The sequence below is a fragment of the Methylomonas defluvii genome (assembly GCF_033949435.1).
Lineage (GTDB): Bacteria > Pseudomonadota > Gammaproteobacteria > Methylococcales > Methylomonadaceae > Methylomonas > Methylomonas defluvii.
The window spans coordinates 25,704-52,703 of record NZ_JAXARY010000005.1 but is presented as its reverse complement, the minus strand read 5'-3'; the positions used below and the strand labels follow the sequence as shown (position 1 = coordinate 52,703).

Below are 27,000 nucleotides of genomic sequence, written 5' to 3'. Positions count from 1 at the left end.
GCAATCCGCAAAATACTCCATGACAGCAAAAACCGACGAATTTTTCCGCAAGGCAGATCAGTTGATTGCCGCCGGCCGCTTCATCGACGGCAAGGGCTGGGTGCCCGCCACCAGCGGCAATTTTTCCGCCAAACTCAGCGACGGCAATATCGCGATTACCGTATCCGGCCGCCATAAAGGCCGCTTGCAAACCGATGACATCATGTTGATCGACAGCAAAGGCAATTCCCTGGACGGCAAGAAGCCCTCAGCAGAAACACTATTGCATACTTCACTGTACCAACGTTTTCCCGACGTCCAGGCGGTGCTGCATCCCCATTCGATCAACGCCACTTTGACGGCGCGCTTGTTCAAGCATGAGATCGTGCTGAAAGATTACGAACTGCTCAAGGCGTTTGCCGGCATCAATACCCATGAGACCCGCATTTCCATCCCGATTTTTGCTAACGATCAGGACATTCCCCGGTTGGCCGACAAGGTGGACAATTACCTGGACCATCACACGCACGACGTTTACGGCTATATTATTGCCGGCCACGGTTTTTATACTTGGGGCGCATCGGTAGATGATGCCTTGCGCCACCTGGAAGCCCTGGAATTTTTATTCGACGTTGAAATTCGCCTACATGGAGTAACACGATTATGAGCGCATTAACCCTTTACCCTGCCGATAAACCGCACCAAGGCCATACGTTTCTCGACTTTGCAGCCATCGCCGAGCAGCTGCAAGGCATAGGCGTACAGTTCGAGCGCTGGCAGGCCGATTGCGAATTTTCGCAGACGGATGATGCCGATGCGGTACTAAAGGCCTATCAAAGCTCGATAGACAAACTCAAACAAGAATATGGCTTTCAATCGGTGGACGTCATCAGCCTGAACGCCGATCATCCCAATAAAGATGCCTTGCGGCAGAAGTTTTTAGCCGAGCATACCCACAGCGATTTTGAAGTACGCTTCTTCGTGGAAGGCAAAGGGCTGTTTTATCTGCACGTCGGCGATCAAGTTTATGCCGTGTTGTGCGAGCAAGGCGATCTGATCAGCGTGCCGGCCAATACCACGCATTGGTTCGATATGGGGGAAAATCCGGCGTTTAAATGCATACGCTTGTTCACCACCGAAGACGGTTGGGTAGCGGAGTTTACCGGCAATCCGATTGCAGAAAGTTTTCCGACGCTGGACCAATACGTCGCCAGCTTATGATCAAGGCTATCGTTACCGACATTGAGGGAACCACATCGTCATTGTCGTTCGTCAAAGATGTGTTGTTTCCGTACGCCCGCGCCCGCTTGCCGGATTTTGTGAGCCGCCATCAAGAGCAAGCCGAGATCAAGCTATTATTGGCCGATGCCAACCAGTTAGCCGGCGGTGAACTGGATGACGATGCACTGATTGCACAGCTCATCCACTGGATAGACACCGATCAAAAGATTACGCCGTTAAAATCCTTGCAGGGCTTGATCTGGCTGGAAGGCTATCGCAATGGCGATTTCACCGGCCATGTCTATGAAGACGCTGTGCGCAACTTGAGAAACTGGTTTGGCCTGGGCTACAAGCTGTATGTCTATTCCTCCGGCTCGGTGCAGGCGCAAAAGCTGTTGTTCGGGTACAGCGACTTCGGCGATCTTACCCCTTTATTTTCCGGTTATTTCGATACACACATCGGTGGCAAGAAAGAGGCAACGTCGTATGAGCGAATTGCCGCCGAGCTTGGCTTGCCGGCAGAACAAATCCTGTTTTTGTCGGATATTAAGGACGAATTGGACGCCGCCCGCCAGGCCGGCTTCGCCACTTGCTGGCTGGTGCGCGACCAGAATCCCGACTCCGACACTGAACATGTGCAAGTCAGCGATTTTGATGGCATTCATCTGTAAACCTGGCACTGTTTACCTATGAAAATAGCGATCCTGTCGCGCGACGCGACGCTGTATTCCAGCGTCCGGCTGCTGGAGGCCGCCGCCGCTCGCGGCCATGAGGCCAGGGTATTGGACCCGACTCACTGTTATATGAACATCACTTCCATGAAGCCGTCCATTCATTACATGGGTGAAAATCTGGTGGGTTACGACGCGGTCATTCCCCGCATCGGTGCGTCTATCACCTTTTACGGCACGGCGGTGCTTAGGCAATTCGAGGTGATGAACACCTTCGTCCTCAACAATTCCGCATCGATCAGCCGCTCCCGCGACAAACTGGCGTCCAGCCAGTTGCTGGCTCGCAAGGGTATCGATTTGCCCATTACCGCGTTTGCCCATAATCCGGACAATATCGAAGATCTAATCGCCGAAGTCGGCGGCGCGCCGCTGGTGATCAAACTGGTGGAAGGTTCGCAAGGCATAGGCGTCGTGCTGGCCGAAACCCATAACGCCGCGCATAGTGTGATTCAGGCGTTCATGGGTCTAAACGCCAACATCATGGTGCAGGAGTTCATTCAGGAAGCGGCGGGTAGTGATATTCGCTGCTTTGTTATCGGCGACAAAGTGGTCGCGGCAATGAAACGCCAGGGCCGTGAAGGTGAATTTCGTTCCAATCTGCATCGTGGCGGCACGGCCACGCTGGTCCGATTGACCCCGCAGGAGCGCTCGGCGGCAGTGCGCGCCGCGAAAATCATGGGGCTCAACGTCTGCGGCGTGGATTTGCTGCGTTCCAAACGCGGACCGCTGGTGATGGAAGTCAATTCCTCGCCTGGTTTGGAAGGCATAGAAAAAACCAGCGACAAGGATATTGCCGGCTTGATGATTGAATATATTGAAAAGCATGTCGGGAAAAATAAATCCGGGTAATCGGTAACCCGGATTTAGTCAACAGAATCGTTAAAGCGTTGGAGGGGGATCGCGGGTTGGGCGAGAAACCCAGCCGATATGGATTATTTTTCCAATGTCACGAATGCCAACTTGGAAATCCCGGCATGCTGTACTGTCGCCATCACTTCCGCCACTTTGCCGTAATTAACGCCTTGATCGGCATAAATGTGAATGATTAGCTCGGGGTTGCCGGCCAATTCGTTCCTCAGCGTGGTATCCAACGCCGCTAAATCGGCCACGGCGTTTTTATTCAGGGTTACGGCACCTTGCGCGTCGATACCCAGTTGCATAGGCTGCTTTTCCAAATCCGGGGTCGTGGAGGCCGTTTTCGGCAAAGCCACGTTGACCGATTGGGTCAACAACGGTGCGGTGACCAACAAGATAATCACCAACACCAACATCACATCTACCAGCGGCGTAACATTAATCTCGCTAACCGGCCCATCGTCGTCTGAGTTTGTTTTGAATCCCATGTAATTAATCCTTGTTTTTACTGGTATTGATGTTTGAGTCGCCGAAGGCGATATGCAGAAAACCCTCGACGAAATTTTCCAGCGAAGCCCGATGGTGCTTGGCGCGACGCTGGAAGAAATTATAGGCCAACACTGCTGGTACGGCTACGGCGATACCGATAGCCGTAGCAATTAACGCATCGCCGATTGGCCCGGCCACTACGTCCAAACTGGCCGAACCGCTGGCGCTGATGTCGTGCATGGCGTGCATGATGCCAAGCACGGTACCGAACAGGCCGACGAACGGCGCGGTGCTACCGATACTGGCCAGCATGGTCAAGCCGCTTTCCATTCGGCGTTGCTCGTCCTGAGTCTGTTTACGTAAGGTTTGTTCCAGCAAGTCTTGTGGAGAGCCACGAAACTTAAGGCTGGTGCAGGTTTCCGGATGAGTCATTTCCGCCAACCAGGCAAAGCCGCAGGCTGCAACCCGGGCTTTGGGACCGCGTGCAGTTTCTGGAGGCAGTTGCTCTGCGGCCTTTAAATCCGTAGCGTCCCAAAAAGCATTGTTGTACTGTTTGTTATAGTAATTGTTCTTGGCAAACTGCCAGATTTTGAAAAAAATCAACGTCCACGTTATCAACGAAAACACTAGCAATGTGTAAAGGGTAGCGTCGATAACCGCTTCCGGGGCTATATGGTAGGGCATTAATCTCTCCGATTTCTATTCACGCAAAGTAAAAATTATTGGCACAATCACCGAACTGGCCACCGGCGTTTCGCCGCGTTTGGCCGGAATGAATTTCCATTTTTTCACGGCTTCCACCGCCGATTCGTCTAGCATCTCGTGGCCGCTGCTGTGCTCGACCGCCACCGAATCGCTTAAACCCTCCGGCGAGACTTGTACCCGTAACATCACCTTGCCCTGCCATCCGCGGCTTTTCGCTATCATCGGATATTCCGGCTTGGGGTTGTGGGCGTAGTTTGCCCGAAAATTGGCTTCGGTAAACTGCTCGGCGTTGGTCGCGGTCGTGTTGGTCGTCGTAGTCGTTACCGGCGCACTGCTCGCTGTATTGCTTACCGGTGTCGGCGGCGGCTCGGAAACCGGCTCAACCGGCGCATATTCGGGCGCCTTTTGCACGATGGGCGGCGCTTTTTTGGGAACCGGCTTGGGCTGCGGCTTTTTCGGCGGCGGCTCTTTTTTGGGCGGCGGCGGGGCGGGAGGCGGCGGGGCGGCGGCGGGCTTAGGTGCTGACATCGCAATCATCGATACTTCCATCATCAAAGGTTGCGCCGGCGTGACTTTTTCCTCGGGTTTCAGCAATTGCTGCAAACCCCAAACATGCAGCAACGCGACTAATAGCGTTAACAGCCTCAGCATGCTGGCGGGCCGTTCCTCTCCCAATAGCGTCCGCCAAAATGAGCCGGAACCGCTTGCCACTGCCGGCAGATAACCGCCGAACGACGCTAACTCTTTATTTTGCAAAGCATCCTCGTGGTTTTTAAATAAATACATATAAACTGTTGAATACAAAATTAAGCGCGATTCGAATTTAGCCGGGCATTGTAAATTAATACGTCTTAGCGCGACAGCCATCCTTACAGGAAACAACACTATCTAACCATTCCTTACTAAGACGTTTCAGCCGTCAAAATCCCCACTGGCTGATGACGGTTTCGGGCTAAATTACAATCTGTGGCATAATTTCCACTCCCGTCTTGTATTTCCGATTGATTCCATATGTCCGTAAAACAATCCGATCATCCCCAGGGTCAAGTCAACACACTGGCTTTAAGCGCGATAGGTGTCGTGTTTGGGGACATCGGCACCAGTCCTTTGTATGCAGTAAAAGAGGTTTTTCACGGCGGCTTGCCGACCGATACCACCCATGTGCTCGGGGTGCTGTCCTTGATTTTTTGGGCTATCACCTTGGTGGTCACCACCAAATACGCCATTTTTATCATGCGCGCCGACAATAAGGGCGAAGGCGGCATCATGGCCTTGATGGCGCTGGCCTTGCAGGGGTCCAAAGATAATCCGGAACGCAAAGCGTTCATCGTCACCATCGGCCTGCTTGGTGCCTCGTTGTTTTATGGCGACAGCATGATTACCCCGGCCATTTCGGTACTCAGCGCCGTGGAAGGTTTGCAAATCGTGGCGCCGCGCCTGGAACATTACGTTTTGCCGATCACCATCATCGTGCTCAGCGTGCTGTTTTTTATCCAGACCAAAGGCACCGGCAAAGTCGGCAGAATGTTTGCGCCCATTATGTGTTTCTGGTTTGCCACGCTGGGTCTTTTGGGGGGCATCAGTATTGTCCAGCATCCGGATGTATTGATGGCGATCAACCCCTATTACGCGGTCAGCTTATTAATAGAATTGGGCTGGAAAGGCTTTTTAATCATGGGCGCGGTGGTGTTGGCGATAACCGGCGCCGAAGCCCTATATGCCGATATGGGACATTTCGGTTTGAAACCAATTCGGCGCGCCTGGTTCTATTTCGTATTTCCGGCCTTGCTGCTCAATTACTTTGGCCAAGGCGCGTTGTTGATCGGCAATCCCAAGGCCGTCGAAAATCCGTTTTATTTGATGGCGCCGCATTGGGCCCTATATCCGCTGCTGGTCCTGGCAACACTGTCCACCGTGATCGCCTCGCAAGCCGTCATTTCCGGGGCGTTTTCGGTAACTCGGCAAGCCATACAACTCGGTTACTGCCCAAGAATGAACATCCGCCACACCTCCGGCGACGAAATGGGCCAAGTCTATTTGCCTGCCGTCAACTGGCTGCTGATGGTCTCGGTGTTTATTTTAGTTCTCAGCTTCAGATCGTCGTCCGCATTGGCATCGGCATACGGCATTGCCGTAACCGGCACGATGATTGTCGATACCATCCTGGCCTTTATCGTCATCCAGGCCCTCTGGCAATGGAACAAAGCCACCAGCATTGCTTTTCTGTCGACTTTTTTGATTATCGACCTGCTGTTTCTGTCTTCCAACAGCCTGAAAATCCCGCACGGTGGCTGGTTGCCGCTGGTGGTAGGTACGGTGTTTTTCTTGATTATGACCACATGGATCAAAGGCAAGGAATTGTTAGCCCGGTACCTGGACGAAAAACGGGTATTGTTCGAGGACTTGGACGAACGTTTGAAAGACCGGCCCCTGGTTACGGTACCCGGCACGGCAATCTATATGGCCCGCAGCGTACACGGTGTGCCGCAGGTCTTGCTGCACAACCTGGAGCACAACCATGTGATGCACGAAAAACTCATCGTGCTGACCATCGTGACCCGCGAGGAACCTTACGTGGATGAAGCGCATAGGGTAAAAATCCGCATGTTCGGCGATAGCGGTGGCTTTTACCGGGTGAAATTGTATTTTGGATTTCAGGAGGAACAGGACGTGCGCCGCGCCCTGCAACTTTGCTGCCACGAAGGCTTGGATATCGATCAAAAAACCGTATCGTTTTTTATCGGTAGTGAAAAATTGTCGTTCCGCCGCAAAAGCCCGATGCCGAAATGGCGGCGCTCCTTGTTCAGTTTCTTAACGCATAATTCCAGTAGTGCGATAGAGTATTTCAAAATCCCCGTCGAACGTGTGATCGAGCTGGGAATCCGCATCGAATTGTAGAAATCCACTGCCTAGTCGCGCTTAGTCTCCGCGTCTGCCGAAACGGCCGCCCCAGCCGCCGCGCTGATGGTCGCCGTCACTGTCCCTGCGCCCGAAACCGCGTTCCTGCCGCTCCGGCATCGATTGTTGTTGGAGGGATCTTTGTTCGGCATGCCGTTCACGATCAAAGTCCCGACGCCCAAAGTCTCGTCCTTGCCAGCCGCCAACACGATGATCGAAATGCGGCGCAGGTTGATGCCAGTCATGGTGATCGTCGTGATGATGCTCCGAGCGATAACTGGGCTGCACATAGTAACGGCCATACGTGATGCTGGTGCTCGGGCTGGTATAGCCGCGACCATAATTTTGCGAATAGCTGGGCGATGAATAGCCGCCACCGTAACCCACATAGGCACGCTGATAATAGCCGGTCGCGCAACCCGACAGGGTTAATGCGGCGATGGTGAGAATGGCGACTTGTATGGTTTTCATGACTGCCTCTTGGCTGGTTGGCCCTCTAATCTAAAGTTGGGCTTAGCATATCCGAGTCAGACTTAATCGATGCTTAACCTGAGGCGCCGACCAAAAAATGTTCCGGCTCGGCAATCACCGGATTGCTTAGCGCGCCGATGCCTTCTATCTCGATACGCACAGTTTGTCCCGGTTTCAGATAACCGCGCGGCTTCATTTTTACTCCCACCCCAGCCGGTGTACCGGTACTGATAACATCACCCGGCTCCAACGTCATCACTTGTGTCAGATAAGCAATCAACTCGTAACAATTAAAAATCATGTCGCCGGTACTACCGTTTTGCCGCAACTCGTCGCCCACCCAGGTTTTTAAACTGAGATTATGCGGATCGGCGATTTCGTCGGCCGTCACCATCCATGGCCCCAGTGGACCATGAGTATCGAAAGATTTGCCCAAGGTCCAGGTTGGCGTGCGTTGCTGCCAATCGCGCACCGTCACATCGTTGCAAATGGTGTAGCCGGCGATGACTTCATGCGCTTGCTCGACAGGCACCTGTTTGCAGCGCTTGCCAATCACAAACGCCAACTCGCCCTCGTAATCAACCTTGTCCGACACCAGCGGCAGATGAATCGCGTCGCCATCGGCGATGACGCAGGTACTTTGCTTGGTAAAAAAGGTTGGATATTCCGGTTTTTCCATTCCGGTTTCACCGATGTGATCGGCGTAATTCAAACCAACGCCCAACAGCTTGCCGGGACGTGGAATCGGCGCCAACAACTGCACGTCGCTGAGAGCGATGCGTTCGCCGTCGGCAGCAATCTGCTTTTGCAGCGCTAATTTCGCCGACTCTCCAGCCGCCAGAAAATCGAGCATATTGCCGGGCAAATCCGCGCCGGCCGGGACGATTTGCGCGCCAACCAGTGCACCAATTTGTACTTGACCATTGTATTTATAGCTCAGTAGTTTCATACCGAATCAACTCTTCATCCAAACAAAATCCGCATTGTATCGCAGTGCCGGTGTCGCCCAGCAAAACCCGCGAACTGGACGTCTTATTTCTAAGCACTGTCCAGTTATTGGACGCTCATTCTTTAAAAAGCGCCGACTCAGAGCCATAAGCAATGCCATCTAAGGCATTGTTAATAAAAGGCTTAATCAAATAACGCAATACTGGCACACGTGTTGCAATCTGACCACCGAGGCTGGCGTCAGTCCAGGCCAATCAGCGCTTTAAGGCAACGGAAAGTCACCGCTTAGCTTAATGACGACAGCCTCGCCATTCTTATAACACCACAACGAGGATTCAATATGGCTATAAGTACCGCCACAAAAGCCGCAACCGATGCGTTGGCCGCCAATCCGGCGCCCGTCAGTGTAGGTGCGCAGGAAGTTCACCGCTGGATGCAGAGCTTTACCTGGGATTTTGATAAAAATCGCACCAAGTATTCGACCAAATACAAAATGGCCAACGATACCAAGGAGCAATTCAAGCTGATCGCGAAAGAATATGCCCGCATGGAATCGGTGAAGGACGAGCGTCAATTCGGCAGCTTGCAAGACGTGTTGACGCGGGTGGATGCGGCGAACCGCGTGCATCCGAAATGGAATGAATCGATGAAGATCATCTCCAACTTCCTGGAAGTGGGCGAATACAACGCCATTGCCGCCACCGGCATGCTGTGGGATTCCGCGACCGCGCCCGAACAAAAAAACGGTTACTTGGGCCAAGTGCTGGACGAAATTCGTCACACCAACCAATGTGCTTACATCAACTATTACTTTGCCAAACAAGGCCAAGACGCCGCCGGTCATAACGATGCCCGCCGCACTCGAGCGATTGGTCCGCTGTGGAAAGGCATGAAACGGGTATTCTCGGACGGCTTTATTTCCGGCGATGCGGTGGAATGCTCCATCAACCTGCAATTGGTCGGCGAAGCCTGCTTTACCAATCCATTGATCGTGGCCGTGACCGAGTGGGCGTCCGCCAACGGCGACGAGATGACTCCGACCGTGTTCCTGTCCATCGAAACCGACGAGCTGCGCCATATGGCTAACGGATATCAAACCGTGGTGTCCATCGCCAACGACGAAGCGGCTTCGAAATATCTGAATACCGATTTGAACAACGCTTTCTGGACCCAACAAAAATACTTCACACCGGTATTGGGCATGATGTTCGAGTACGGCAGTCATTTCAAAGTCGAGCCTTGGGTGAAAACCTGGAACCGTTGGGTGTACGAAGATTGGGGCGGCATCTGGATCGGCCGTCTAGGCAAATACGGCGTGGAATCGCCACGCAGCCTGCGCGATGCGAAAAAAGACGCTTACTGGGCGCATCACGATTTGTTCCTGATCGCTTATGCCTTGTGGCCCACTGGCTTTTTCCGTTTGAGCTTGCCAACCCAGGAAGAAGCGGAATGGTATGAAGCCAACTACCCAGGCTGGTACGACATGTACGGTAAAGTCTACGACGAATGGCGCGCGCGCGGCTGCGAAGATCCCAGCAGCGGCTTCCTGCCCATCCAATGGTTCATCGAAAACAACCATCCGATCTATATCGACCGGGTTTCTCAAGTACCGTTCTGCCCCAGCTATTGCAAAGGCGAAAGCACATTGCGCGTTCTGGAATACAACGGCAAAAAACACTCCTTCAGCGACCAATGGGGCGAAAGAATGTGGCTGTCGGAACCCGAGCGCTATGAATGCCAAAACATCTTCGAACAATACGAAGGTCGCGAATTGTCGGATGTGATTGCCGAAGGCTTTGGCGTGCGCAGCGACGGCAAAACCCTGATCAGCCAGCCACACACCAATAAAGACGGCAAGCTGTGGACACTGGACGACATCAAACGGATTAACTGCGTGTTTTCCGATCCATTGAAAGCCCTCTAATCGTTTCAACTCTTTAAGGAACAAACTTATGACCATAGAAGTGAATGGTGGCAGACGTGGCCTGACCGACCCGGAAATTGCCGCAGTAATCATGGCCGCAGTGCCGGACAAGCCTCTGGAAACCCAGCGCAAAATGAATTACTTCATGAAGCCGCGCGGTAAGCGGATCAATGAATATGAAGTGTTGTGTTGCTATAGCCAGCCGACACCAGACTGGATTCCCGGCGGCTTGGACTGGGGCGATTGGACCCAAAAATTCCATGGCGGTCGTCCGTCCTGGAGTAACGAATCCACCGAAATGCGCAGCTCGGATTGGCTGGCGCACCGCGACCCGGCTTTCCGTTGGCATGCGCTGTATGTCAAGGATAAAGCCGAAGAGTGGCGTTATACCGACCGCTTCCTGAAAGCCTATTCCGCCGACGGCCACGTACGGTCGATCGATCCGGTTTGGCGCGATGAAGTATTGGGCGATTATCTCGGCGCTTTCGGTTTTTACGAGTATGGATTGTTCAATGCGCATTCTTCCGTGGTGCGCGATTGCTTGGGCGACACCTTGCGGATGAGCAGCGCGATGATCGGTTTGGACAAGGTAGACAACGCGCAAATGATTCAAGCGGAAAGAACCTTTTTGTCTAAATTGGTACCGGGTTTCCCCGAGTCCACCGACATTCCCAAACAAGAATGGACTAAGGGGGCGATTTTCAAAGGCGCCAGGGAACTGGTCCAGGATATTTGGCAAGCCACTTATGACTGGAATGAAATCTTGTTCTCCGGCCATATGATTTGCGACCCCATCTTCGGGCAATTTGTACGCAGAGAGTTCTTTATGCGTTTGTCGTCTTATTACGGCGATAACTTGACCCCGTTCTTTATCAATCAAATGCAGTTGTATTTCTCGCAAACCAAAGGCATCACCACCGACATGTTCCATACCTGTCTGGGGGCCGACGTGGAATTCGGCGATTACAACAACCGGTTGATGCGGGCTTGGGCCAATAAGTGGCTGCCCAGAACCGTCGATGCACTGAAGGATTTCATGGCGATTTACGCCACCATTCCGGAAATCAAAGGCGTCAGCGACAAAGCCGCCATCGAAGCGGCGCTGGTTAGGGTGTTTGCCGATTGGAAACGCGATTTTGCCGATCCGATCAACTTTAAAGTCGATACCAATGCCCTCGTCAAAACCGTGTTAAGCGGACTCAAATAAGGAAAACTCATGTCGAAAAGTTCAAATGCTTACAACGCAGGCATTATGCAAAAAACCGGCAAAGCCTTTGCCGATGAATACTTTGCCGAAGATAACCAGGTCGTGCACGAAAGCCACGAAGTGGTGCTGGTTCTGAAAAAATCCGATGAACTCAACACCGTGGTGGAAGAAATTCTGCAAGGTTCGCACAAGGCGGACAACCCCACGCTGGTGGTGGAAGACCGCGCCGGTTTCTGGTGGCTGAAAGCGACCGGCAAAATCGAGATCGACTGCGTCGAAGTTTCGGAATTACTGGGCAAGCACTACAGTGTTTACGACCTGTTGGTGGATGTGTCGTCCACCATCGGCCGTGCTTATACCCTGGGCGAGACCTTCACCATCACTTCCGAGTTGATGGGTCTTGACGTGAAACTGAAAGACTTGGCTGCGGCGTAGGAGAACACCATGGCAAATATTCATGACAACCCCACCCGTAATGCCTGGATGGCCAAAATTGCCACGCTGGATACCCTGGCAAAGGCGCACGCCTTCATTACCGACTTCCGCGCCAAGCACATGAGTCCGTTCAAAACCGATTGGTCGCTGGAATTGGATGGCTTGTGGATCGAGTTGAAAATCGAAGAAAAGCTGGCGCTGTTGAAGCACAAGGAATTCAACGACACTCAACTGCTCAACAACTGCACCTGCGGCGCCAATGCCCAGCAAGTGGCAAATGAAGTAATTGCCAAAATGGAGGCATGCACGGACATGTACGAAGCAGAGCGCATTCACATCAACTTCAGACTGGCCTGCAAACCGCCTGTGATGCCGGTCAATGTGTTTCTGGACACCGACCGCCAGTTGGGGACCAAGTTGATGGAACTGCGCAACACCGACTACTACGCCTTGCCGTTAGAGGCATTGCGTCAGAAACGCGGCGTGAAAGTGGTCACCTTGCAGTAATCGTTCGGCAGGATGCGCCGCACTTGCGCGTGGCGCATCCTTTATAGCCAACAAACCGATAGCGGACAAAACCTACTCGTCGCTTACATCGCCGTGAGCGAGAGGGCCTGTGTGTGCGCTTCGATCTCAACGAACCATTTCATAGAATCAGTATTATGGATTTTTTCTCAAATTTTAAGTCGGCGGTTGCGCCCGCTTTTCCCAGTGAAGCCGACAAACTCACCACGCTATACGACACCGCGCCCTACGCTGCCTTCTGCGAAGATCTCGAGTTCATGTGGCGCTGGACCATCTACCGCGACCAAAAACTGGTGCAGGAAGGTTGCTCGCTAACCCTGGACGCATCGCGGCGTGCGGTTGAGCACGTATTGGCGTTTTTCAGCGTGTCGGCCAAAAACCAATGCCTGGGAGAATGACATGAGCGCCCATCAAATTAAAATCATTACGCAAGACGGGGAATCCGTTTGCTTTGATTGTTACGAAGACGAGGATGTCATCACGGCAGCGGTGCGGCAGGATATATATTTGATGTCTTCTTGCCGGGAAGGCGGTTGCGCGACTTGCAAAGGATTTTGCGCGGAAGGCGATTACGTTTTGGGCAAATGCAGTTCGCAGGCTTTGCCCTACGAAGAAGAAGAGGCCGGCGAAGTGTTGTTATGCCGTTGCTACCCCGTGAGCGATTTGGAAGTCGAAGTACCTTATACCTACGACCGGATTTCATTCTCACCGGAAGGTTTGACGTTTGTAGCGGAAGTCATTGAGCTAACGCCAATTTCCATCAACGTGGTGAAACTGCTGCTGCGGCGCACGGGCGACGATCAAACCATCAAGTTCGACTCCGGGCAGTTTTTTGATTTGGAAATTCCCGGCACCACCATCACCCGTTCATACTCCCCCGCCAACACGTCCAATAAAACCGGCGATCTGGAGTTTTTGATTCGCATCGTCGATGGCGGCAAATTTTCAGAATATTTAAAAAACGACGCCAAGTTGGGTCAGAAATTAAACGTCAAAGGCCCGTCCGGCGTTTTCGGTTTGAAGGAAAACGGTTTTACCCCGCGCTATTTTGTGGCCGGCGGCACCGGACTGGCGCCGATATTATCGATGGTGCGGCGGATGCACGAATGGGAAGAACCGCAAAAGTGCATCATCTATTTTGGGGTAAACACCGAAGCCGAAATTTTCCATCTGGATGAACTGAATCAACTGGCCGCACAAATGCCGACGCTGGAGCTGAGAAACTGCGTCTGGAAATGTTCGGACGACTGGCATTGCGAAAAAGGCAGTGTGGTCGACATCCTGCGCCGCGATTTGCAGGATACCGGCGCCAAGCCGGATTTATATCTGTGCGGGCCGCCGGGCATGGTCGACGCCACCTTTGCGGTGTGCGCCGAAATGGGCATCCCTAAGGAACGTATCTACCTTGAAAAATTCCTGCCTAGCGGTTCGCCTTAACGCCACGGGCAAACAGGGTGCTGCGCTGCCGTTTCCCTGCGCAGCCACCCTGTTTGCCGATCCAAATCAGCCTTTTTTTCCTATCGAAAAATCGCGCAACCACGCTGAGGCGACTATGAAAGCCGACGATGTAGAGTTTCTGGTTGGTATGGCGGTGCAACTAGACGAAACGATCAGAAAACTGGTGATAGATGAGCAGGAGATTTTTGAAAAATTGGGCGATGCCAGAGTTCAGGAATTAAAGGCATTCTGGAATCAGGAATTCACGGATGAAGAAGAGCAGGACTTTAAACGCAGCCTGGATTACTGGGACAAAATCCTGATTCGTACTTGGGCCAATGCGCAACGTGCTCGTCAAACCCGCGCCCAGGTAGGGCAAACCTTGATGAAATTAAATTCGCACCTCTAACCAATGGGGACACCCTAGAAATGAGTAAACACGTTATTTACAACCCGGAAGCTCGCCAACGTCTGCTGCAAGGCATCAATGCGGTAGCACGCGCGGCGAGCGTTACGCTGGGTAGCGCCGGCCCTGCCGTGATGATTCAACACCGAACCGACGGCATCATGCCCGTCTTTACCCGAGATGGCGTTACTGTTGCCAATGCCATCATCATGGAAGACCGGATTGCCGATTTGGGTGCCCGCATGTTGCGGGACGTCGCCGGCGCGGTGTCTCGCGAAGTGGGCGACGGTACCACCACGGCGATTGTGCTGGCGCAAAGCCTGGCGGAGGAAGCGCTGAAAAGCGTCGCGGCCGGTTTTCATCCCCTGCAATTGCAAAAAGGCATGGAGTTGGCGCTGATCTTGGTGGAGCAGCATTTACAAAAATCGGCTGTCACCGACAGCGCGGCAGACTGGGTCGAAAAGATTACGCGGGTCGCCAGTAAAGGCGAAGCCGGTGTCGGCAAGCTCCTGAAACAGGCCCTGGCCGAGCTTGGCGAAACCGGCACCTTGACCTTTCAATTGGGTAATGGCCGCGAAGACCAACTGGAGATTGTGGAAGGTATCCATTACGAGCAGGGCTTTTTGTCGCCCTATTTCATCACCGATAAAACCCGCGCCGAAGCGGTTTTGGAGCAGCCCTACATTCTGTTGTACGACCGGGAAATCAGCGACTTCATGGATCTGGTACCCCTGCTGGAAGACGTCGCGGCGGAAGGCCGCGCGCTTTTGGTCATCGCCGAAGCGGTCGCCGAGAAAGCGTTAACGGGCTTGTTGCTGAATCATGTGCGCGGCATTTTCAAAGTGGTGGCGGTCAAGCCGCCAGGCTTCGGTGACAAACGCATCAACAGGCTGAGCGATTTGGCCCTGTTGACCGGCGGCACCGCTATTTTGCAGGAGCGGGCCATGCGGCTGGAAGACGTCACGCTGGCGCAACTGGGTCAGGCGCAGCGCGCGGTCATCTCGGAAGGTAATACGACGATCATCGGCGCGGCGGGTACGCGCGAACCCGTGAACGCACGCATAGAGGCCTTAAGGCGCGAGTTGGCACTGGTTCGCGCCCGTAAACCCGGCGAAGGTTCCGCCACCGGCAATTTACACGAAGCCGAAGAGCTGGAAGAGCGCATCGCTATCCTATCCGGGAAGACCGGCAGCTTCCAGGTCGGCGGTATCTCCGACGTGGAAATCAAAGAGCGGCTGGTGCGCATCGAAAATGCCTATTTGTCCGCCAAGGCTGCGCTGCAAGAAGGCGTGTTACCCGGCGGCGGTATCGGTTTGTGGCGTTGCACCACGGTGCTGGACGAAGTGATTGCCGAAAATGCCGAGCAGCAACAAGGCATCGCCATCGTCAAGCAGGCACTGGGCGCGCCGCTCCGGCAATTGTTGAACAATGGCGGCCTGAACAACGAAGACGTGCTGATGCGCTTAGCTACCCAGGCTGACCCGGCATTTGCCGTGGATATGCAGTATTTAAACTACGGGCATTTTCTGGATATTGGGATTATCGATCCGGTCAAAGTGTTGCGCACCGCCTTGCGCAATGCAGTGAGCGTGGTGGCTACTTTGATCAGCAGCGAGACGGTGATCATGAACGTGCCGGACTTGTCCATCATGGCCGGTTATTCGCCGGAATGGGCTGCCGCCACCCGCGAAGATCCCCGTATGTAATTGTTATTTCTACCTCAACCTCCTCTCTCCGAAAGTTAGAGCTATCCATTATTCTGCAATGGAGTAAGGCAATGTGACGTTATGTCGCATTGCCTCTTTTTTTGATTTTGTTATTTTGGACAACATCGCCGTAAAAAGCAGCTAAACCTCTGTTTTTTATATTTTTGTTTTGTGCCGATACTAAATTGGCGCACCAAAATACAAGAGGAAAAATGGATATTGCCTTGCACTTGCCCCACAACGTTAAAATCATCAAAGAAGCCTGCGCGTTCAAAACCTCACTAGCGTTTGAAGTTGACCGCCCGATACAGGCCTGGCGCTGGATGGCACAGAGCCGTTGCGTGCCCGATCACACGGACTGGGTACGCCCGGAAGTCTCGGAATCCTGGCGCCGCTGTCTGGAAGAATACCAATTGCCATTGGGCAATTACGCGCGCTGGGATCATTGGCGTTTCACCACCGATCCGGAGCCGCGCATCAACCGTGCCGCTCACGATATTGCCGAAATGCTCCGGCATTTGGGGCATCAGTTCGACGTGTTTTTGAAAGAAGCCGGCGTCATGCTGGTATTGACCGATGCCGACGGACACCTGTTACAAGTCTTGGGCGAAAATCCGTTTGCCAGCCCTTTCATGCTGAGTTTGTACGAAAAGCACAGCCGCTGGAGCGAAGCGGTGTTGGGTAATAACGGCATCGGCACCGCCGCGCAATTGAAAAAACCGATTGCCTTTCAGGGCATGGAGCATTTTGTCAGCCTGTTGCACCCCTTCACCACGGTCGGTTACCCCTTGCTGGATGAGGACGACAACGTGCAAGCCGTGATCGGCTTGATCAGCGATAGACAGGAAAGCATGAACTCCTTGTTCGCATTCTTGCATTTGTTGTGCGTACTCCTAAATACCAATCTGCCCTTAACCCAGAGTCCGGTTGCGCAAGCGCGGGTGTTGGAAAAAATCCCGTTCAAACCCGCCAAAAGGCCGCCCAGCCAATACGAATCGGCAATGTCAGAGCAATTGACCGCCTTGGTAGATAAGGCCGTGAAGCTGCAACACCATAAGATTCCCATGCTGATTACCGGCGAATCGGGCGTGGGCAAAGATCATTTCGTCAATCTGCTGAAACAGGCCGGACCGCGGAAAAATCAGTCTTTGATTGCGATCAACTGTGCATCAATTCCGCATGACTTGATCGAAAGCGAGCTGTTCGGTTACGAAGCCGGCAGCTTTACCGGCGCGCGCAGTGCCGGCAAACCGGGGAAATTTCTGTTAGCCGACAAAGGTATTCTGTTTCTGGACGAAATCGGCGATATGAGCCTGGATTTGCAGTCCACGCTGTTACGTGTCCTGGAAACCTCGGAGTTCACGCCAGTCGGTGGCAGCAAACCAATCAAGGTGGATGTGCAAATCGTCGCGGCTACCAACGTACCCTTGTTGGAAGCCGTCGAAGCCGGACGCTTCCGCCGCGATTTGTATTACCGTTTGAACGGCGCGCAAATTCATCTGCCGCCCTTGCGCGAACGCGAAGACAAACTCGACATCATTCACCACATCTTGCAGCGCGAACTGGCTAATCTACCCAACCCGCAGGCAATCAGTATTTGCCCCAGCGTGATTGCCCTGATCGAGCAACACCCGTGGCCGGGCAATATTCGCCAACTGATCAACGTCATCAGGGCGACGCTATACACCGCCGGCGACACGCTGATTACCCGCGAGGATTTGCCGCTGGATTTTGTCGAAGAGCTGGGTAAAGTGCTGCCGGGGAACGACAATAACGCTTTGGACAACACGCTAACTTACCCAATATCGGCGGCTGCGGGCCGTACCATGACACTGGAAGACTGGGAGTTGCACGGCATTAAAGCCAGTTTGCGGGAATGCGCGGGCAACATTTCCTTGGCTGCGAAAAACCTGGGGATAACTCGTACCACGCTATATCGGAAAATCGAGCGCTTCGGTCTGGATAAAATCGATTGGCGGGAGCATTCTAAGGCCGGGTAAGAAGCACACTGATTCGAGAGGCGCGTAATTGCATCCATTTGCACATTCTCCGGCTGACAGGTGCGTAAATGACAGTTTTCGGTAGTATTTTTGCCTTTCAGCTTCCGCATTGATTCTCCCTTGCATGTCCCGTTTTACCCGATAGTCAACTGGCTAATATGTTTTTTGGTTAGTTTTCAGAGCTGTTGCCCATGACTTTTCTCTGTTTGTTGGGCTGGCTGAAGCTCTGATAATAATAGACCTGGTGTAGATTCAGTCACAAAAATACCCGTTAGTGGGTAACCTCACTCTTGAAATTAGTTTTTGCGGCTAAGCTGAGTGGACAGTAAATATTAGGGACTGGATGTTGTGCTTCCTAAAACGGCTCAGATACAAGGCTGTTGTCTGAATTCGGCCGGACACCCGGCAGAAAGCCTTTGGTGGTAAGCGCTATTGGTGATCGCTCGAACAAAATTGTTGGAAATATTTTTGGATTAATATCAGCAGAAAACACAACTCGCTACTTGGCAGCTTTTGCGTATCACTTCAATCGGCGCTTCCAATTTAAAACGCTTCCAACACGTCTGCTGGTGGCTGCCGCCACTATTGGGCCTCGTCCGGAAGTATGGCTTCGGGCGGCTGAAGTATCTAGCTAATCAGGAAAATTAATGCAATACCATCACTTCAAGGGTTTTCTTTTAATTATGGGTTTGTTGGCTAGTCAGTCTGGGCTTGCTTTTTTTGGAGCGCCTTACAGATTTGATTATCGCTACGGTGATAATCCCCCGCTCCCTTCCACTGGACAGGTTTTGGATTATTTTTGGGCCCAATACCAACGTGACTGGTCTTGGGCATTTCCAGGATGCAGTTACACCTTAAGTTACAGCGCTAACGGCTCGGTAACCGGGGATTTCGTCTATTTGACATTGCGTGGTACGTGCGGAGGCGGTGGCACAGTAAGGGGGACATATTACGCGCGGGACACGAGGAAAAATAATGGGGTGCCAGCGCTCTGTGTTGGGAATCCATGCGATCCCGCGTCAGGTAATAAATACCAACAAGAGTTGGATTTTGAGAATAAAGTCATCGGATTGAGCTTTACCAGGCACTACAACAGTAATGAAAAACTCATTGCGGGATATCTAGGATTTGGTTGGAGTCACGGTTTGGTGTCTTCACTGGAATTCTTGGGAAATCAAATCATTGACCATCAAGCAGACGGCCGCGCCGAATGGTTTGTTTTGAGCAATGGCCTTTGGCAAGGCGATGCCGACAGCCAATTGCGGCTAACCCAAGATAGCACTGGCTACAGCTTGACCAATCAACTGGGTGCGGTGGAACGCTACAATACCGCCGGTCGCATCGTGTCCCGCACCGAAGCCAATGGTCGAACCACCACATACAGCTATGACGGCAGCCAGCGTTTGGCTAGCGTCGCCGGCCCCTTCGGCCACAGTCTGCAACTGGCTTACGACAGCGCTAACCGAATCAGCAGCGTCACCTACCCGGACGGCCTGAGTAGCCAATATCAATACGATAGCGCCGGCAATCTCAGCAAAGTGATCTATCAGGATGGCAGCTTCAAACTTTACCATTACGAAAACACCGCCCTCCCGCATGCCCTGACCGGCATCACCGACGAGAACGGCGACCGTTATGCGACTTGGGCTTACGACAGCCAAGGCCGCGCCAATTTATCCAAACATGCCGGCGACGTTGAACAAGTAGCGCTGAGCTATAACAACGACAATAGCACCGATGTCGTCGATAGCTTCAATGCCAGCCGGCATTACACTTTTCAGACTATCTTAAACGTTCAGAAACTAACCGCTATTAGCCAGCCCGCCGGAGCCGGTAGTGTTGGGGCAACCCACACCCAAAGTTACGACGCCAACGGCAACCTCGCCAGCCGCACCGACTTCAACGGCAACCTGAGCTGTTATGCCTACGATCTTAGCCGCAACCTAGAAACCGTCCGGGTGGAAGGCCTGGCGCCCAGTTCGAGTTGCCCGGCCAACCTCAGTGCTTACACGCCGGCGCCGAACAGCATCGAACGCAAACGCAGTACCCAGTGGCACGCCAACTACCACCTGCCCACCCAAATCGACGAGGCCGGCCGGCGCACCGCCTTCAATTACGACGCGGGCGGCAACCTGCTAAGCAAAGCCGTCACCGATACCGCGACCGGGCAAAACCGCAGGTGGAGCTATACCTACAACAACCTCGGCCAAGTGCTGAGCGCCGACGGCCCGCGTACCGACGTTAGCGACATCACCGCCTATAGCTATTACTCGGATACCACGGCCACTCACCATCCCGGCGACCTGTGGAAAATCACCAATGCTCTCGGCCACACCACCACCTTTACCGCCTACGACGCTAACGGCCGCCTGCTCAGCCTGACCGATCCTAATGGCTTGGTGATTGGCTTTGCTTACGACGCTCGCGGCCGCCTGACCCAAAAAACCGTCGACGGCAACACCACCGCCTACACCTACGACAAAGCCGGCAACCTGACTCAAACTACCTCGGCAGCCGGTGTGACCCATACGTTTACCTACGACGCTGCGCACCGCCTGACCGACATCACCGACGCCCTGGGCGGCAAGATTCATTACACGCTGGATGCGATGGGGAACCGCACCAAAGAGGAAATTCTCGATAGCAGCGGCGCAGTGGTTAAAACCCGCAGTCGCGTCTACGACGCCTTGAACCGCTTGGCCCAAGACATCGGCGCCTACAACCAGACCACACGCTACGAATACGACGCCAACGGCAACCTGACCCAGGTCACGGACGCTAACGGCCATGCCACCCAGCACCAATACGACAGCCTGAACCGGCTGATCCGCAACACCGATGCTCTCGCCGGCTTGACCGACTATCGCTACGACGGCCAAGACCGCCTCACCCAAGTCACCGATGCCAACAACCACGACACCGTCTACAGCTACAACGGCCTCGGCGACCTGATGCAACTGGACAGTCCCAATACCGGGATTACTCAATACGGCTACGACAGTGCCGGTAACCGGATCGGTAAAACGGATGTGGCCAAGGTGTCGGTAACATATACCTACGATGCGCTGAATCGGATTAAAAGTGGCGACGGCGGCGCGCAGTTTTATTACGACGAAAACGGCAACTTGGGCAAGCTGTCGCGCGCCTTGCGTTCGGGCTCCAGCGGTAACCGGACTCTCAAGTACGACCGGGCAGGACGGTTGACTTCCATCACCGCCAAGGGTTTGCCGCATACCTACGATAACTTTATTTACTATGCCTACGACGCCGATGGCAAAGTAGAAAAAATATCGCATTCGGGATACCGTGAAGTTCTTTATGGCTTTGATGCGGCCGGCCAAGTCGACTCGGTATCGCTGCACGACTGGGATGATGGTACCGTTAGCTGGGTCTACGACATAACAACACCGCTAGCAACTCACATCACCCATCTGCCGTTCGGCCCGGTCAAATCGCTCACCTACGGCAATGGCAAACAGATCAGCCGTCGCTACGACTTAGACTACCGGGAAACCGGGCGCACCGTGCCGGGCGTCATGGCCGCCACCTATGGCTATGACTTGAACGGTAACCTCGACAGTGTGGCCGACGAATTAAGCTCCTCGGGGCGTCATCGAAATTTCGGTTACGACCCGCTGGACCGGCTGTCCAGCGCCACCGGCGTGAACACCCATGCCTTTAGCTATGACGATGTAGGCAACCGTCTGAGCAGCGAGCGGAATGGCGCACAGACCTCGTATACCTACGACCTCGGCAGCCAGAAACTGCTGGCGCTCACGGGCGCGCAGCAGGCCAGCTACCAGTACGACGCGAACGGCGACGCGAGCCAGAAAGGCAGCCGGCATTTTTACCAGGCCACCGACCATTTGGTCACGGCCATCAAGGATGAGGCGGGCGGAAGCCTAGTCTCGGTTCAGGCTAATAAGTACGACGCCTTCGGCTATCGCAGCATGAAACTGACAAACAGCGGTAACGTCGCGTTTGATTATGACGTGCTGAGCGGAACGCTGCTGGATGAAACCAAGTGGGGAGGGACGGCCTTCTCGCACAGTTATGTTTACCTGGAAGGCGAGCCACTGGCGCGGATCAACTATGACGTGGACTCGGATCCAAACCAGACACCCTGGCCTATCCATTATTACCACAACGACCGGTTGGGCACGCCCCAAAAAACCACGGACCGCACGGGCAACATCAGTTGGGCAGCAGATTTCGATCCGTTCGGCAAGGCCACGCCGACCACGGCCTTCATCACCCAGAATCTGCGTTTCCCCGGTCAATACTACGATGAAGAAACCGGCCTGCATTACAATATCGCCCGTTTCTACGATCCTAACCTCGGGCGCTACCTGCAATCCGATCCGATTGGGTTGGCGGGGGGCATTAATACCTATGCCTATGTTTATAACAATCCTCTGAGATATACCGATCCTCAAGGATTGGTTGCAGTTGCAGCGCCTCTTGTAATACCAGCTGTTCAGGCGCTTGTTGATGCTGCAACGGTTGTACTTGGCGGCGCAATGATCGCTGATTCACTTAGTTCTGGAGATGAAGGTCCATCAGTACCAATTGATTTGCCGGAAAATATTCCAGACTTTGATTTTGATAAACCCGGTCAATGTCCCGTAGACAAGAATGGCAATCAATGGCCTTGGAAAGGCAAACCACCACAAGGTGGCGATAAAGGCGGCTATAAAAATCCAAATGGCCCGGAAAGTTTGCATCCTGACTTAGATCATGGTGGAGATATTGGCCCACACTGGGATTTTAATGATAGAAATGGCCCTGGCTATCGAATTGGGCCTGATGGAACGATATGGCCGAAATAATGAAAAATTCATCAGTTCAATCAATCTTAGGCTTGGCGAGGGAAAAAGCTATTAAGCACATATTAAATGTTCTTGATATTGATAATTCCTTATGCCAGTTTGTAAAAACTCAAGTCGATTTAAGCGTTGGCGGTGTTTTTTCTGTTGTTCCTGCAGATTTAAATGTCGAAAATGTTGTTGATTTTTCTTGGGGATTTGGCAAAGGCTCTGACAACTCATTGCCGGATAGAATACTAAGAGCTTTGAAGTTAAATTCTCCGTCTATTGCAATGTTTGATGATGTAATGGGAAGTGCGGAAAATGTAGCTGGCCACGGTTCATGTCTTACAAATAATGACGAGGTCTATCATTGGGTTGTTGATACAGAAGCCACGGAATTAAAATTGAGAGATTTAATTAGAGGAACTGGTGTTTCGTGGCATTTTTTGTGCGTTGTTTTTGAGTTAGAAAATTCTATTGATATTAAAGATTGTGTTATGAATTCAAAATACGATTCGTTCAAAAATATACTAGAAGTTGTTGTTGGCGCCTATGATGGAGAAGGTTATATTCATTGGTCACCGAATAGTCGCTTGTAACAGGCATAAAGCGGAACTTTTGGCGGGTTCCGCTCATGACTGCAAGACCGCTGGTCTCTCATAAGCAAGCCCGCGTAGATACTGTTATCCAAATCAAATCAAACGAATAGCCGAATCGAAGGGTTTTGCGGATTTCAGGGCCGTAGATACTGTTATCCAAGTCAAGCCAGATGAATAGCCGAGTCGAAGGGTTTTGCGGATTTCAAGACACCGAATGCCACATGAATCAATTTACGCATCATGGCCCCGATAATCAGCTTATTGGGTTTACCAGCACCGGCTAATCGTCCACGGAATTGTTTACCCCAGGCTGTTTTATAAAGCGTCACCATGGCCGGCATATAGAACGCGGAACTCATATTTAACGGCAAAACATATCCAGAAAATCCCACAGTCCCACCTGCTCGACAAGTAAAAGAACAATCGACAGGAGAGGTGGTAATCTCATTGCCCAACACTGGAATTAAATAGCCATAGCCTTGGAGCCTTCTTAAGGCCGTAAGTCGCAATCGGTAGGGCGTCAATAGGCGAAGCCGTATTGCGCCGTATGTCTTACGGCCTTGCCCGTCAATCAAATCTTCCTTGCTATAGTTTTGGTTCCAACGCGATAACGTGCGCTGATCTATAGGATGCTGCCGACAGGCGCATCGTTCGCGACCGTTGCGCCTTGCATGGCTCGACACAAACTGCAGATTCAAAACCGAAGTGCAATACCCGAAATGCGCATGGATTCGCCAAACTCTTTATTCACCGCCAATGTTTTAACCTTGCCGACAGGGCTATCAGCTGCCGAAGGCCCTTGATCAGCTGCTGCCGCGTCTTGTCCCAAACGCTGATGCCTTTCCTGCTCCAACACCTCAATGTCACGCTGTAACAACTCCATTTTTATCAGCCCGATAGATAGAGGTGCAAAATATAAGGCTGTCAACGTGCGGCCAGTTTAATTTTGGACGTCCAAGCAGTTTACAATTTCGCAGTAGGCTCAGTTTTCAGCCGCGCGGGTCGCTGCTGGGCGCGTTGTGCGTTACAATCGCGAGTCGCACAACCGGTTGCTTCAAGAGAATAATAATGACACCCGCCGAATTTACCGCATACGCCCAACAAGGCTACAACCGCATCCCGATCTGCCGCGAAGTGCTGGCCGATCTGGACACGCCGCTCAGCGCTTACTTAAAGCTGGCCGACGGCCCTTATTCCTATTTGTTTGAGTCCGTACACGGCGGCGAGCAGTGGGGACGGTATTCGATCATCGGCTTGCCTTGCAAAACCCGTATCAAAATCAGCGGCCACCGCATCACGGTCGAAAAAGACGGCCACGACAACCAGACTTTCGAGCACGCTCAACCGCTGGAATGGATAGAAGAATTTCGGCAAAACTACAAGGTGCCGGATGTGCCGGGTTTACCGCGCTTCAACGGCGGTCTGGTCGGTTATTTCGGTTATGAAACCATCGGCTATATCGAGCCGCGTTTAAAGCCCAGCGGCAAGCCGGACCCTATCGGCGCGCCGGACATTTTGTTGATGGTGTCGCAAGATTTGCTGATATTCGACAACCTGTCCGGCAAAATGCTATTGCTGACCCATGCCGATCCGGCACAAGCCCAAGCTTACGAAAACGCCAAGGCCAGACTCGACGAACTGGTGGTGAAGCTGCGTGAACTGCAAGCCAATCCGCAAGCACATCCTGCCGTTAAGCACGTGCACGAACACGATTTTGTCTCCGGTTTTACCCAACAAGGCTACGAAGACGCGGTGTTAAAAGCCAAACAATACATCACCGACGGCGATTGCATGCAGGTGGTGTTGTCGCAGCGCATGTCGATTCCGTTTGAAGCCGCTCCGCTGGATTTGTATCGGGCTTTGCGGTGCTTGAATCCGTCGCCGTATATGTTTTTCATGAACCTGGACGATCTATATGTAGTGGGCTCGTCGCCGGAAATTCTGGTGCGGCTGGAAGACAACGAAGTGACGGTGCGACCAATCGCCGGCACCCGCAAACGCGGCGAAACCCACGAGCAGGATCTGGAGCTGGAAAAGGAACTACTGGCCGACCCAAAAGAAATCGCCGAGCATTTGATGCTAATCGACCTGGGCCGCAACGACACCGGACGAGTCGCCAAAATCGGCAGCGTCAAACTCACCGACAAGATGATCGTCGAGCGCTACTCGCACGTGATGCACATCGTTTCCAACGTCACAGGCGAATTGCAGGAAGGTAAAAATGCCTTCGACGTGTTGGCGGCCACCTTCCCGGCCGGCACCGTCAGCGGCGCACCGAAGATCCGGGCCATGGAAATCATCGACGAGCTGGAGCCGGTCAAGCGCGGTATTTATTCCGGCGCAGTCGGTTATATCTCCTGGTCCGGCAACCTGGATACCGCGATCGCGATCCGCACCGCCGTCATCAAAGACCAAACCTTACACATTCAAGCCGGCGCCGGCATCGTTTACGATTCCGTGCCGCGCAACGAATGGGATGAAACAATGAACAAAGGCCGCGCGGTGTTCCGCGCCGTCAGCATGGCCGAAGCCGGCCTCCTGAGCAGCGCGGCTCAATCTAAAGGAGCACAAACATGAGCGGCGTCAGATTGGTGATGGTCGACAACTACGATTCCTTCACCTACAACCTGGTGCAGTATTTCGGCGAACTCGGCGCCGACGTGGTGGTGGTGCGCAACGACGAAGTGACGGTGGAAGACATTGAGGGCCTGCGTCCCGACAAGATCGTCATTTCCCCTGGGCCGTGCACACCCAAGGAAGCTGGCATCTCGGTGGAGACCATCCACCGTTACGCCGGCAAGTATCCGATTCTGGGCGTTTGCCTGGGCCACCAGAGCATAGGCTACGCCTTCGGCGGCAACATCATCCACGCCAAGCAGATCATGCACGGCAAAGTATCGCCGGTGTATCACAAAGATTTGGGCGTGTTCAAAGGCCTGAGCAACCCGTTCACCGCCACCCGCTACCATTCGCTGGTGATCGAACAAGCGACCATGCCGGATTGCCTAGAAGTGACGGCCTGGACTCAGGACGAGGCCGGCAACATCGACGAAATCATGGGCGTACGCCATAAAACGCTGGATATTGAAGGCGTGCAATTCCATCCCGAGTCAATTCTGACTGAGCATGGGCATGACATGTTGCGGAATTTTTTGGTGAGATGAGTCCAACGGTTTTCAAAGAAGCGGGTTACCGCTTCTTTTTCTTCTCTCGGGAAGAGCCCAGAATGCACGTTCACATCGTTTCCGAAGACGGCGAGGCCAAATTTTGGCTAAAAATTATCGATATTCCAGAAAGCAGATAAAAGAAATCGAATCTTTAGTGGAGAAACATTACGATGAACTCATTAGCGCTTGGCAACAACATTTCCCCGGCTGAAGTGACACACATATCCAGTCACGGCGTATGGTTGCTGACTCGGACCGAAGAGTTATTCATGTCTTATGATGACTTTCCGTGGTTTAAAAATCAGCCCATCAATGCCATTCTCCGTGTTGAAGAGCCTTCACCTAATCATTTTTACTGGCCTGACATGGATATAGACTTGACTGTGGAGATGATCAAACATCCGGAGAGATTTCCATTGCAAGCCAGTAGTCAGTCCTAAATAAACTGCATGACATCTCGATTTGCAATTCGTAATGACCGTCAATTCA

Annotated in this window: 25 protein-coding genes and 2 pseudogenes; 20 read left to right on the top strand and 7 right to left on the bottom strand. The window is 52.9% G+C overall.

Annotated elements, in window-relative coordinates; all coding sequences use genetic code 11:
* The first annotated feature begins 19 nt into the window (after positions 1-19).
* Genes QLH52_RS06995 through rimK form a run of 4 tightly spaced genes read left to right on the top strand, consistent with a single transcriptional unit; the run spans position 20 to position 2,780 of the window.
* Positions 20-646, top strand: coding sequence for a methylthioribulose 1-phosphate dehydratase (locus QLH52_RS06995; protein WP_319961044.1), 627 nt, complete (start codon positions 20-22; stop codon positions 644-646).
* Positions 643-1,200: a 1,2-dihydroxy-3-keto-5-methylthiopentene dioxygenase gene (locus QLH52_RS06990; RefSeq protein WP_205451830.1), complete on the top strand. Its 558-nt coding sequence runs from the start codon at positions 643-645 to the stop codon at positions 1,198-1,200. The genes QLH52_RS06995 and QLH52_RS06990 overlap by 4 nt, the downstream gene beginning before the upstream one ends.
* Positions 1,197-1,871 (top strand): acireductone synthase, encoded by a 675-nt coding sequence (gene mtnC / locus QLH52_RS06985; RefSeq protein WP_319961043.1) that lies wholly within the window; start codon positions 1,197-1,199, stop codon positions 1,869-1,871. The genes QLH52_RS06990 and mtnC overlap by 4 nt, the downstream gene beginning before the upstream one ends.
* An 18-nt stretch (positions 1,872-1,889) precedes the next feature.
* The gene (gene rimK / locus QLH52_RS06980) at positions 1,890-2,780 is read left to right on the top strand and encodes a 30S ribosomal protein S6--L-glutamate ligase (protein WP_033157488.1); all 891 of its coding nucleotides are present in this window, start codon (positions 1,890-1,892) and stop codon (positions 2,778-2,780) included.
* Positions 2,781-2,863: 83 nt separating this feature from the next.
* Here rimK and QLH52_RS06975 read toward each other — a convergent pair whose 3' ends face one another.
* From QLH52_RS06975 to QLH52_RS06965, 3 genes are read right to left on the bottom strand one after another with little or no spacing between them, the layout of a single operon-like run.
* The gene (locus tag QLH52_RS06975) at positions 2,864-3,274 is read right to left on the bottom strand and encodes an ExbD/TolR family protein (RefSeq protein ID WP_033157489.1); all 411 of its coding nucleotides are present in this window, start codon (positions 3,272-3,274) and stop codon (positions 2,864-2,866) included.
* A 4-nt stretch (positions 3,275-3,278) separates the two neighbouring features.
* Positions 3,279-3,959 carry a MotA/TolQ/ExbB proton channel family protein gene (locus tag QLH52_RS06970; RefSeq protein WP_101053835.1) on the bottom strand — a complete coding sequence of 227 codons (681 nt, stop codon included), beginning with the start codon at positions 3,957-3,959 and terminating at the stop codon, positions 3,279-3,281.
* 15 nt (positions 3,960-3,974) lie between these two features.
* The gene (locus tag QLH52_RS06965) at positions 3,975-4,766 is read right to left on the bottom strand and encodes an energy transducer TonB (RefSeq protein ID WP_225892962.1); all 792 of its coding nucleotides are present in this window, start codon (positions 4,764-4,766) and stop codon (positions 3,975-3,977) included.
* 225 nt (positions 4,767-4,991) lie between these two features.
* Between QLH52_RS06965 and QLH52_RS06960 the strand changes: the two genes are divergently transcribed.
* The gene (locus QLH52_RS06960) at positions 4,992-6,878 is read left to right on the top strand and encodes a potassium transporter Kup (protein ID WP_033157492.1); all 1,887 of its coding nucleotides are present in this window, start codon (positions 4,992-4,994) and stop codon (positions 6,876-6,878) included.
* Between the two features lie 21 nt (positions 6,879-6,899).
* Here the strand turns inward: QLH52_RS06960 and QLH52_RS06955 are convergent, their stop codons facing one another.
* A complete protein-coding gene (locus QLH52_RS06955) occupies positions 6,900-7,349 on the bottom strand; it encodes a hypothetical protein (RefSeq protein WP_319961042.1) in 450 nt (149 codons plus the stop codon).
* 73 nt (positions 7,350-7,422) lie between these two features.
* On the bottom strand, positions 7,423-8,298 hold the full coding sequence (locus tag QLH52_RS06950) for a fumarylacetoacetate hydrolase family protein (RefSeq protein WP_319961041.1): 876 nt from the start codon (positions 8,296-8,298) through the stop codon (positions 7,423-7,425).
* Between the two features lie 339 nt (positions 8,299-8,637).
* Between QLH52_RS06950 and mmoX the strand changes: the two genes are divergently transcribed.
* The 11 genes from mmoX (at position 8,638) to QLH52_RS06890 (ending at position 23,344) form a co-directional block, all read left to right on the top strand.
* Entirely contained in the window at positions 8,638-10,221 is a 1,584-nt protein-coding gene (mmoX, locus tag QLH52_RS06945) for an aromatic/alkene monooxygenase hydroxylase subunit alpha (protein ID WP_319961040.1), read from the top strand.
* Positions 10,222-10,249: 28 nt separating this feature from the next.
* Positions 10,250-11,428, top strand: a complete 1,179-nt coding sequence (mmoY, locus tag QLH52_RS06940; protein ID WP_319961039.1) for an aromatic/alkene monooxygenase hydroxylase subunit beta — start codon at positions 10,250-10,252, stop codon at positions 11,426-11,428.
* 9 nt (positions 11,429-11,437) lie between these two features.
* On the top strand, positions 11,438-11,863 hold the full coding sequence (mmoB, locus tag QLH52_RS06935; protein ID WP_033157497.1) for a methane monooxygenase regulator MmoB: 426 nt from the start codon (positions 11,438-11,440) through the stop codon (positions 11,861-11,863).
* A 9-nt stretch (positions 11,864-11,872) separates the two neighbouring features.
* Positions 11,873-12,370 (top strand): aromatic/alkene monooxygenase hydroxylase subunit gamma, encoded by a 498-nt coding sequence (mmoZ, locus tag QLH52_RS06930; protein WP_033157498.1) that lies wholly within the window; start codon positions 11,873-11,875, stop codon positions 12,368-12,370.
* A 155-nt stretch (positions 12,371-12,525) separates the two neighbouring features.
* Complete coding sequence (mmoD, locus tag QLH52_RS06925) at positions 12,526-12,786, top strand: soluble methane monooxygenase-binding protein MmoD (RefSeq protein WP_051670140.1); 261 nt, start codon at positions 12,526-12,528, stop codon at positions 12,784-12,786.
* A gap of 1 nt (position 12,787) precedes the next feature.
* A complete protein-coding gene (gene mmoC / locus QLH52_RS06920; RefSeq protein ID WP_171696933.1) occupies positions 12,788-13,825 on the top strand; it encodes an aromatic/alkene monooxygenase hydroxylase FAD-binding subunit MmoC in 1,038 nt (345 codons plus the stop codon).
* Positions 13,794-14,234 carry a hypothetical protein gene (locus tag QLH52_RS06915; protein WP_319961038.1) on the top strand — a complete coding sequence of 147 codons (441 nt, stop codon included), beginning with the start codon at positions 13,794-13,796 and terminating at the stop codon, positions 14,232-14,234. The genes mmoC and QLH52_RS06915 overlap by 32 nt, the downstream gene beginning before the upstream one ends.
* Before the next feature lie 20 nt (positions 14,235-14,254).
* Positions 14,255-15,937, top strand: coding sequence for a chaperonin GroEL (gene groEL / locus QLH52_RS06910; protein ID WP_319961037.1), 1,683 nt, complete (start codon positions 14,255-14,257; stop codon positions 15,935-15,937).
* Positions 15,938-16,149: 212 nt separating this feature from the next.
* A complete protein-coding gene (locus tag QLH52_RS06905; protein ID WP_319961036.1) occupies positions 16,150-17,937 on the top strand; it encodes a sigma-54-dependent Fis family transcriptional regulator in 1,788 nt (595 codons plus the stop codon).
* Positions 17,938-18,584: 647 nt separating this feature from the next.
* Positions 18,585-22,766: an RHS repeat-associated core domain-containing protein gene (locus QLH52_RS06895; protein ID WP_319961035.1), complete on the top strand. Its 4,182-nt coding sequence runs from the start codon at positions 18,585-18,587 to the stop codon at positions 22,764-22,766.
* Positions 22,766-23,344, top strand: coding sequence for a hypothetical protein (locus QLH52_RS06890; protein ID WP_319961034.1), 579 nt, complete (start codon positions 22,766-22,768; stop codon positions 23,342-23,344). The genes QLH52_RS06895 and QLH52_RS06890 overlap by 1 nt, the downstream gene beginning before the upstream one ends.
* Positions 23,345-23,505: 161 nt before the next feature.
* Here QLH52_RS06890 and QLH52_RS06885 read toward each other — a convergent pair.
* Together QLH52_RS06885 and QLH52_RS06880 are read right to left on the bottom strand one after the other, a co-directional pair.
* Positions 23,506-23,694 (bottom strand): annotated as a pseudogene (locus QLH52_RS06885) (IS110 family transposase); the annotation flags it as partial.
* 344 nt (positions 23,695-24,038) lie between these two features.
* Entirely contained in the window at positions 24,039-24,227 is a 189-nt protein-coding gene (locus QLH52_RS06880; protein WP_319961033.1) for a hypothetical protein, read from the bottom strand.
* Positions 24,228-24,412: 185 nt separating this feature from the next.
* On the opposite strand from QLH52_RS06880, the gene trpE reads away from it, so the two are divergent.
* The 4 genes and pseudogenes from trpE (at position 24,413) to QLH52_RS06865 (ending at position 26,951) form a co-directional block, all read left to right on the top strand.
* A complete protein-coding gene (gene trpE / locus QLH52_RS06875) occupies positions 24,413-25,921 on the top strand; it encodes an anthranilate synthase component I (protein ID WP_319961032.1) in 1,509 nt (502 codons plus the stop codon).
* Positions 25,918-26,508 (top strand): anthranilate synthase component II, encoded by a 591-nt coding sequence (locus QLH52_RS06870; protein ID WP_319961031.1) that lies wholly within the window; start codon positions 25,918-25,920, stop codon positions 26,506-26,508. Before trpE ends, QLH52_RS06870 begins: the two co-directional genes overlap by 4 nt.
* Positions 26,505-26,722, top strand: a pseudogene (locus QLH52_RS24605) (DUF4160 domain-containing protein). The gene QLH52_RS06870 and the pseudogene QLH52_RS24605 overlap by 4 nt, the downstream one beginning before the upstream one ends.
* Positions 26,682-26,951: a DUF2442 domain-containing protein gene (locus tag QLH52_RS06865; protein WP_101053800.1), complete on the top strand. Its 270-nt coding sequence runs from the start codon at positions 26,682-26,684 to the stop codon at positions 26,949-26,951. Before QLH52_RS24605 ends, QLH52_RS06865 begins: the two are co-directional and overlap by 41 nt.
* Positions 26,952-27,000: the final 49 nt, after the last annotated feature.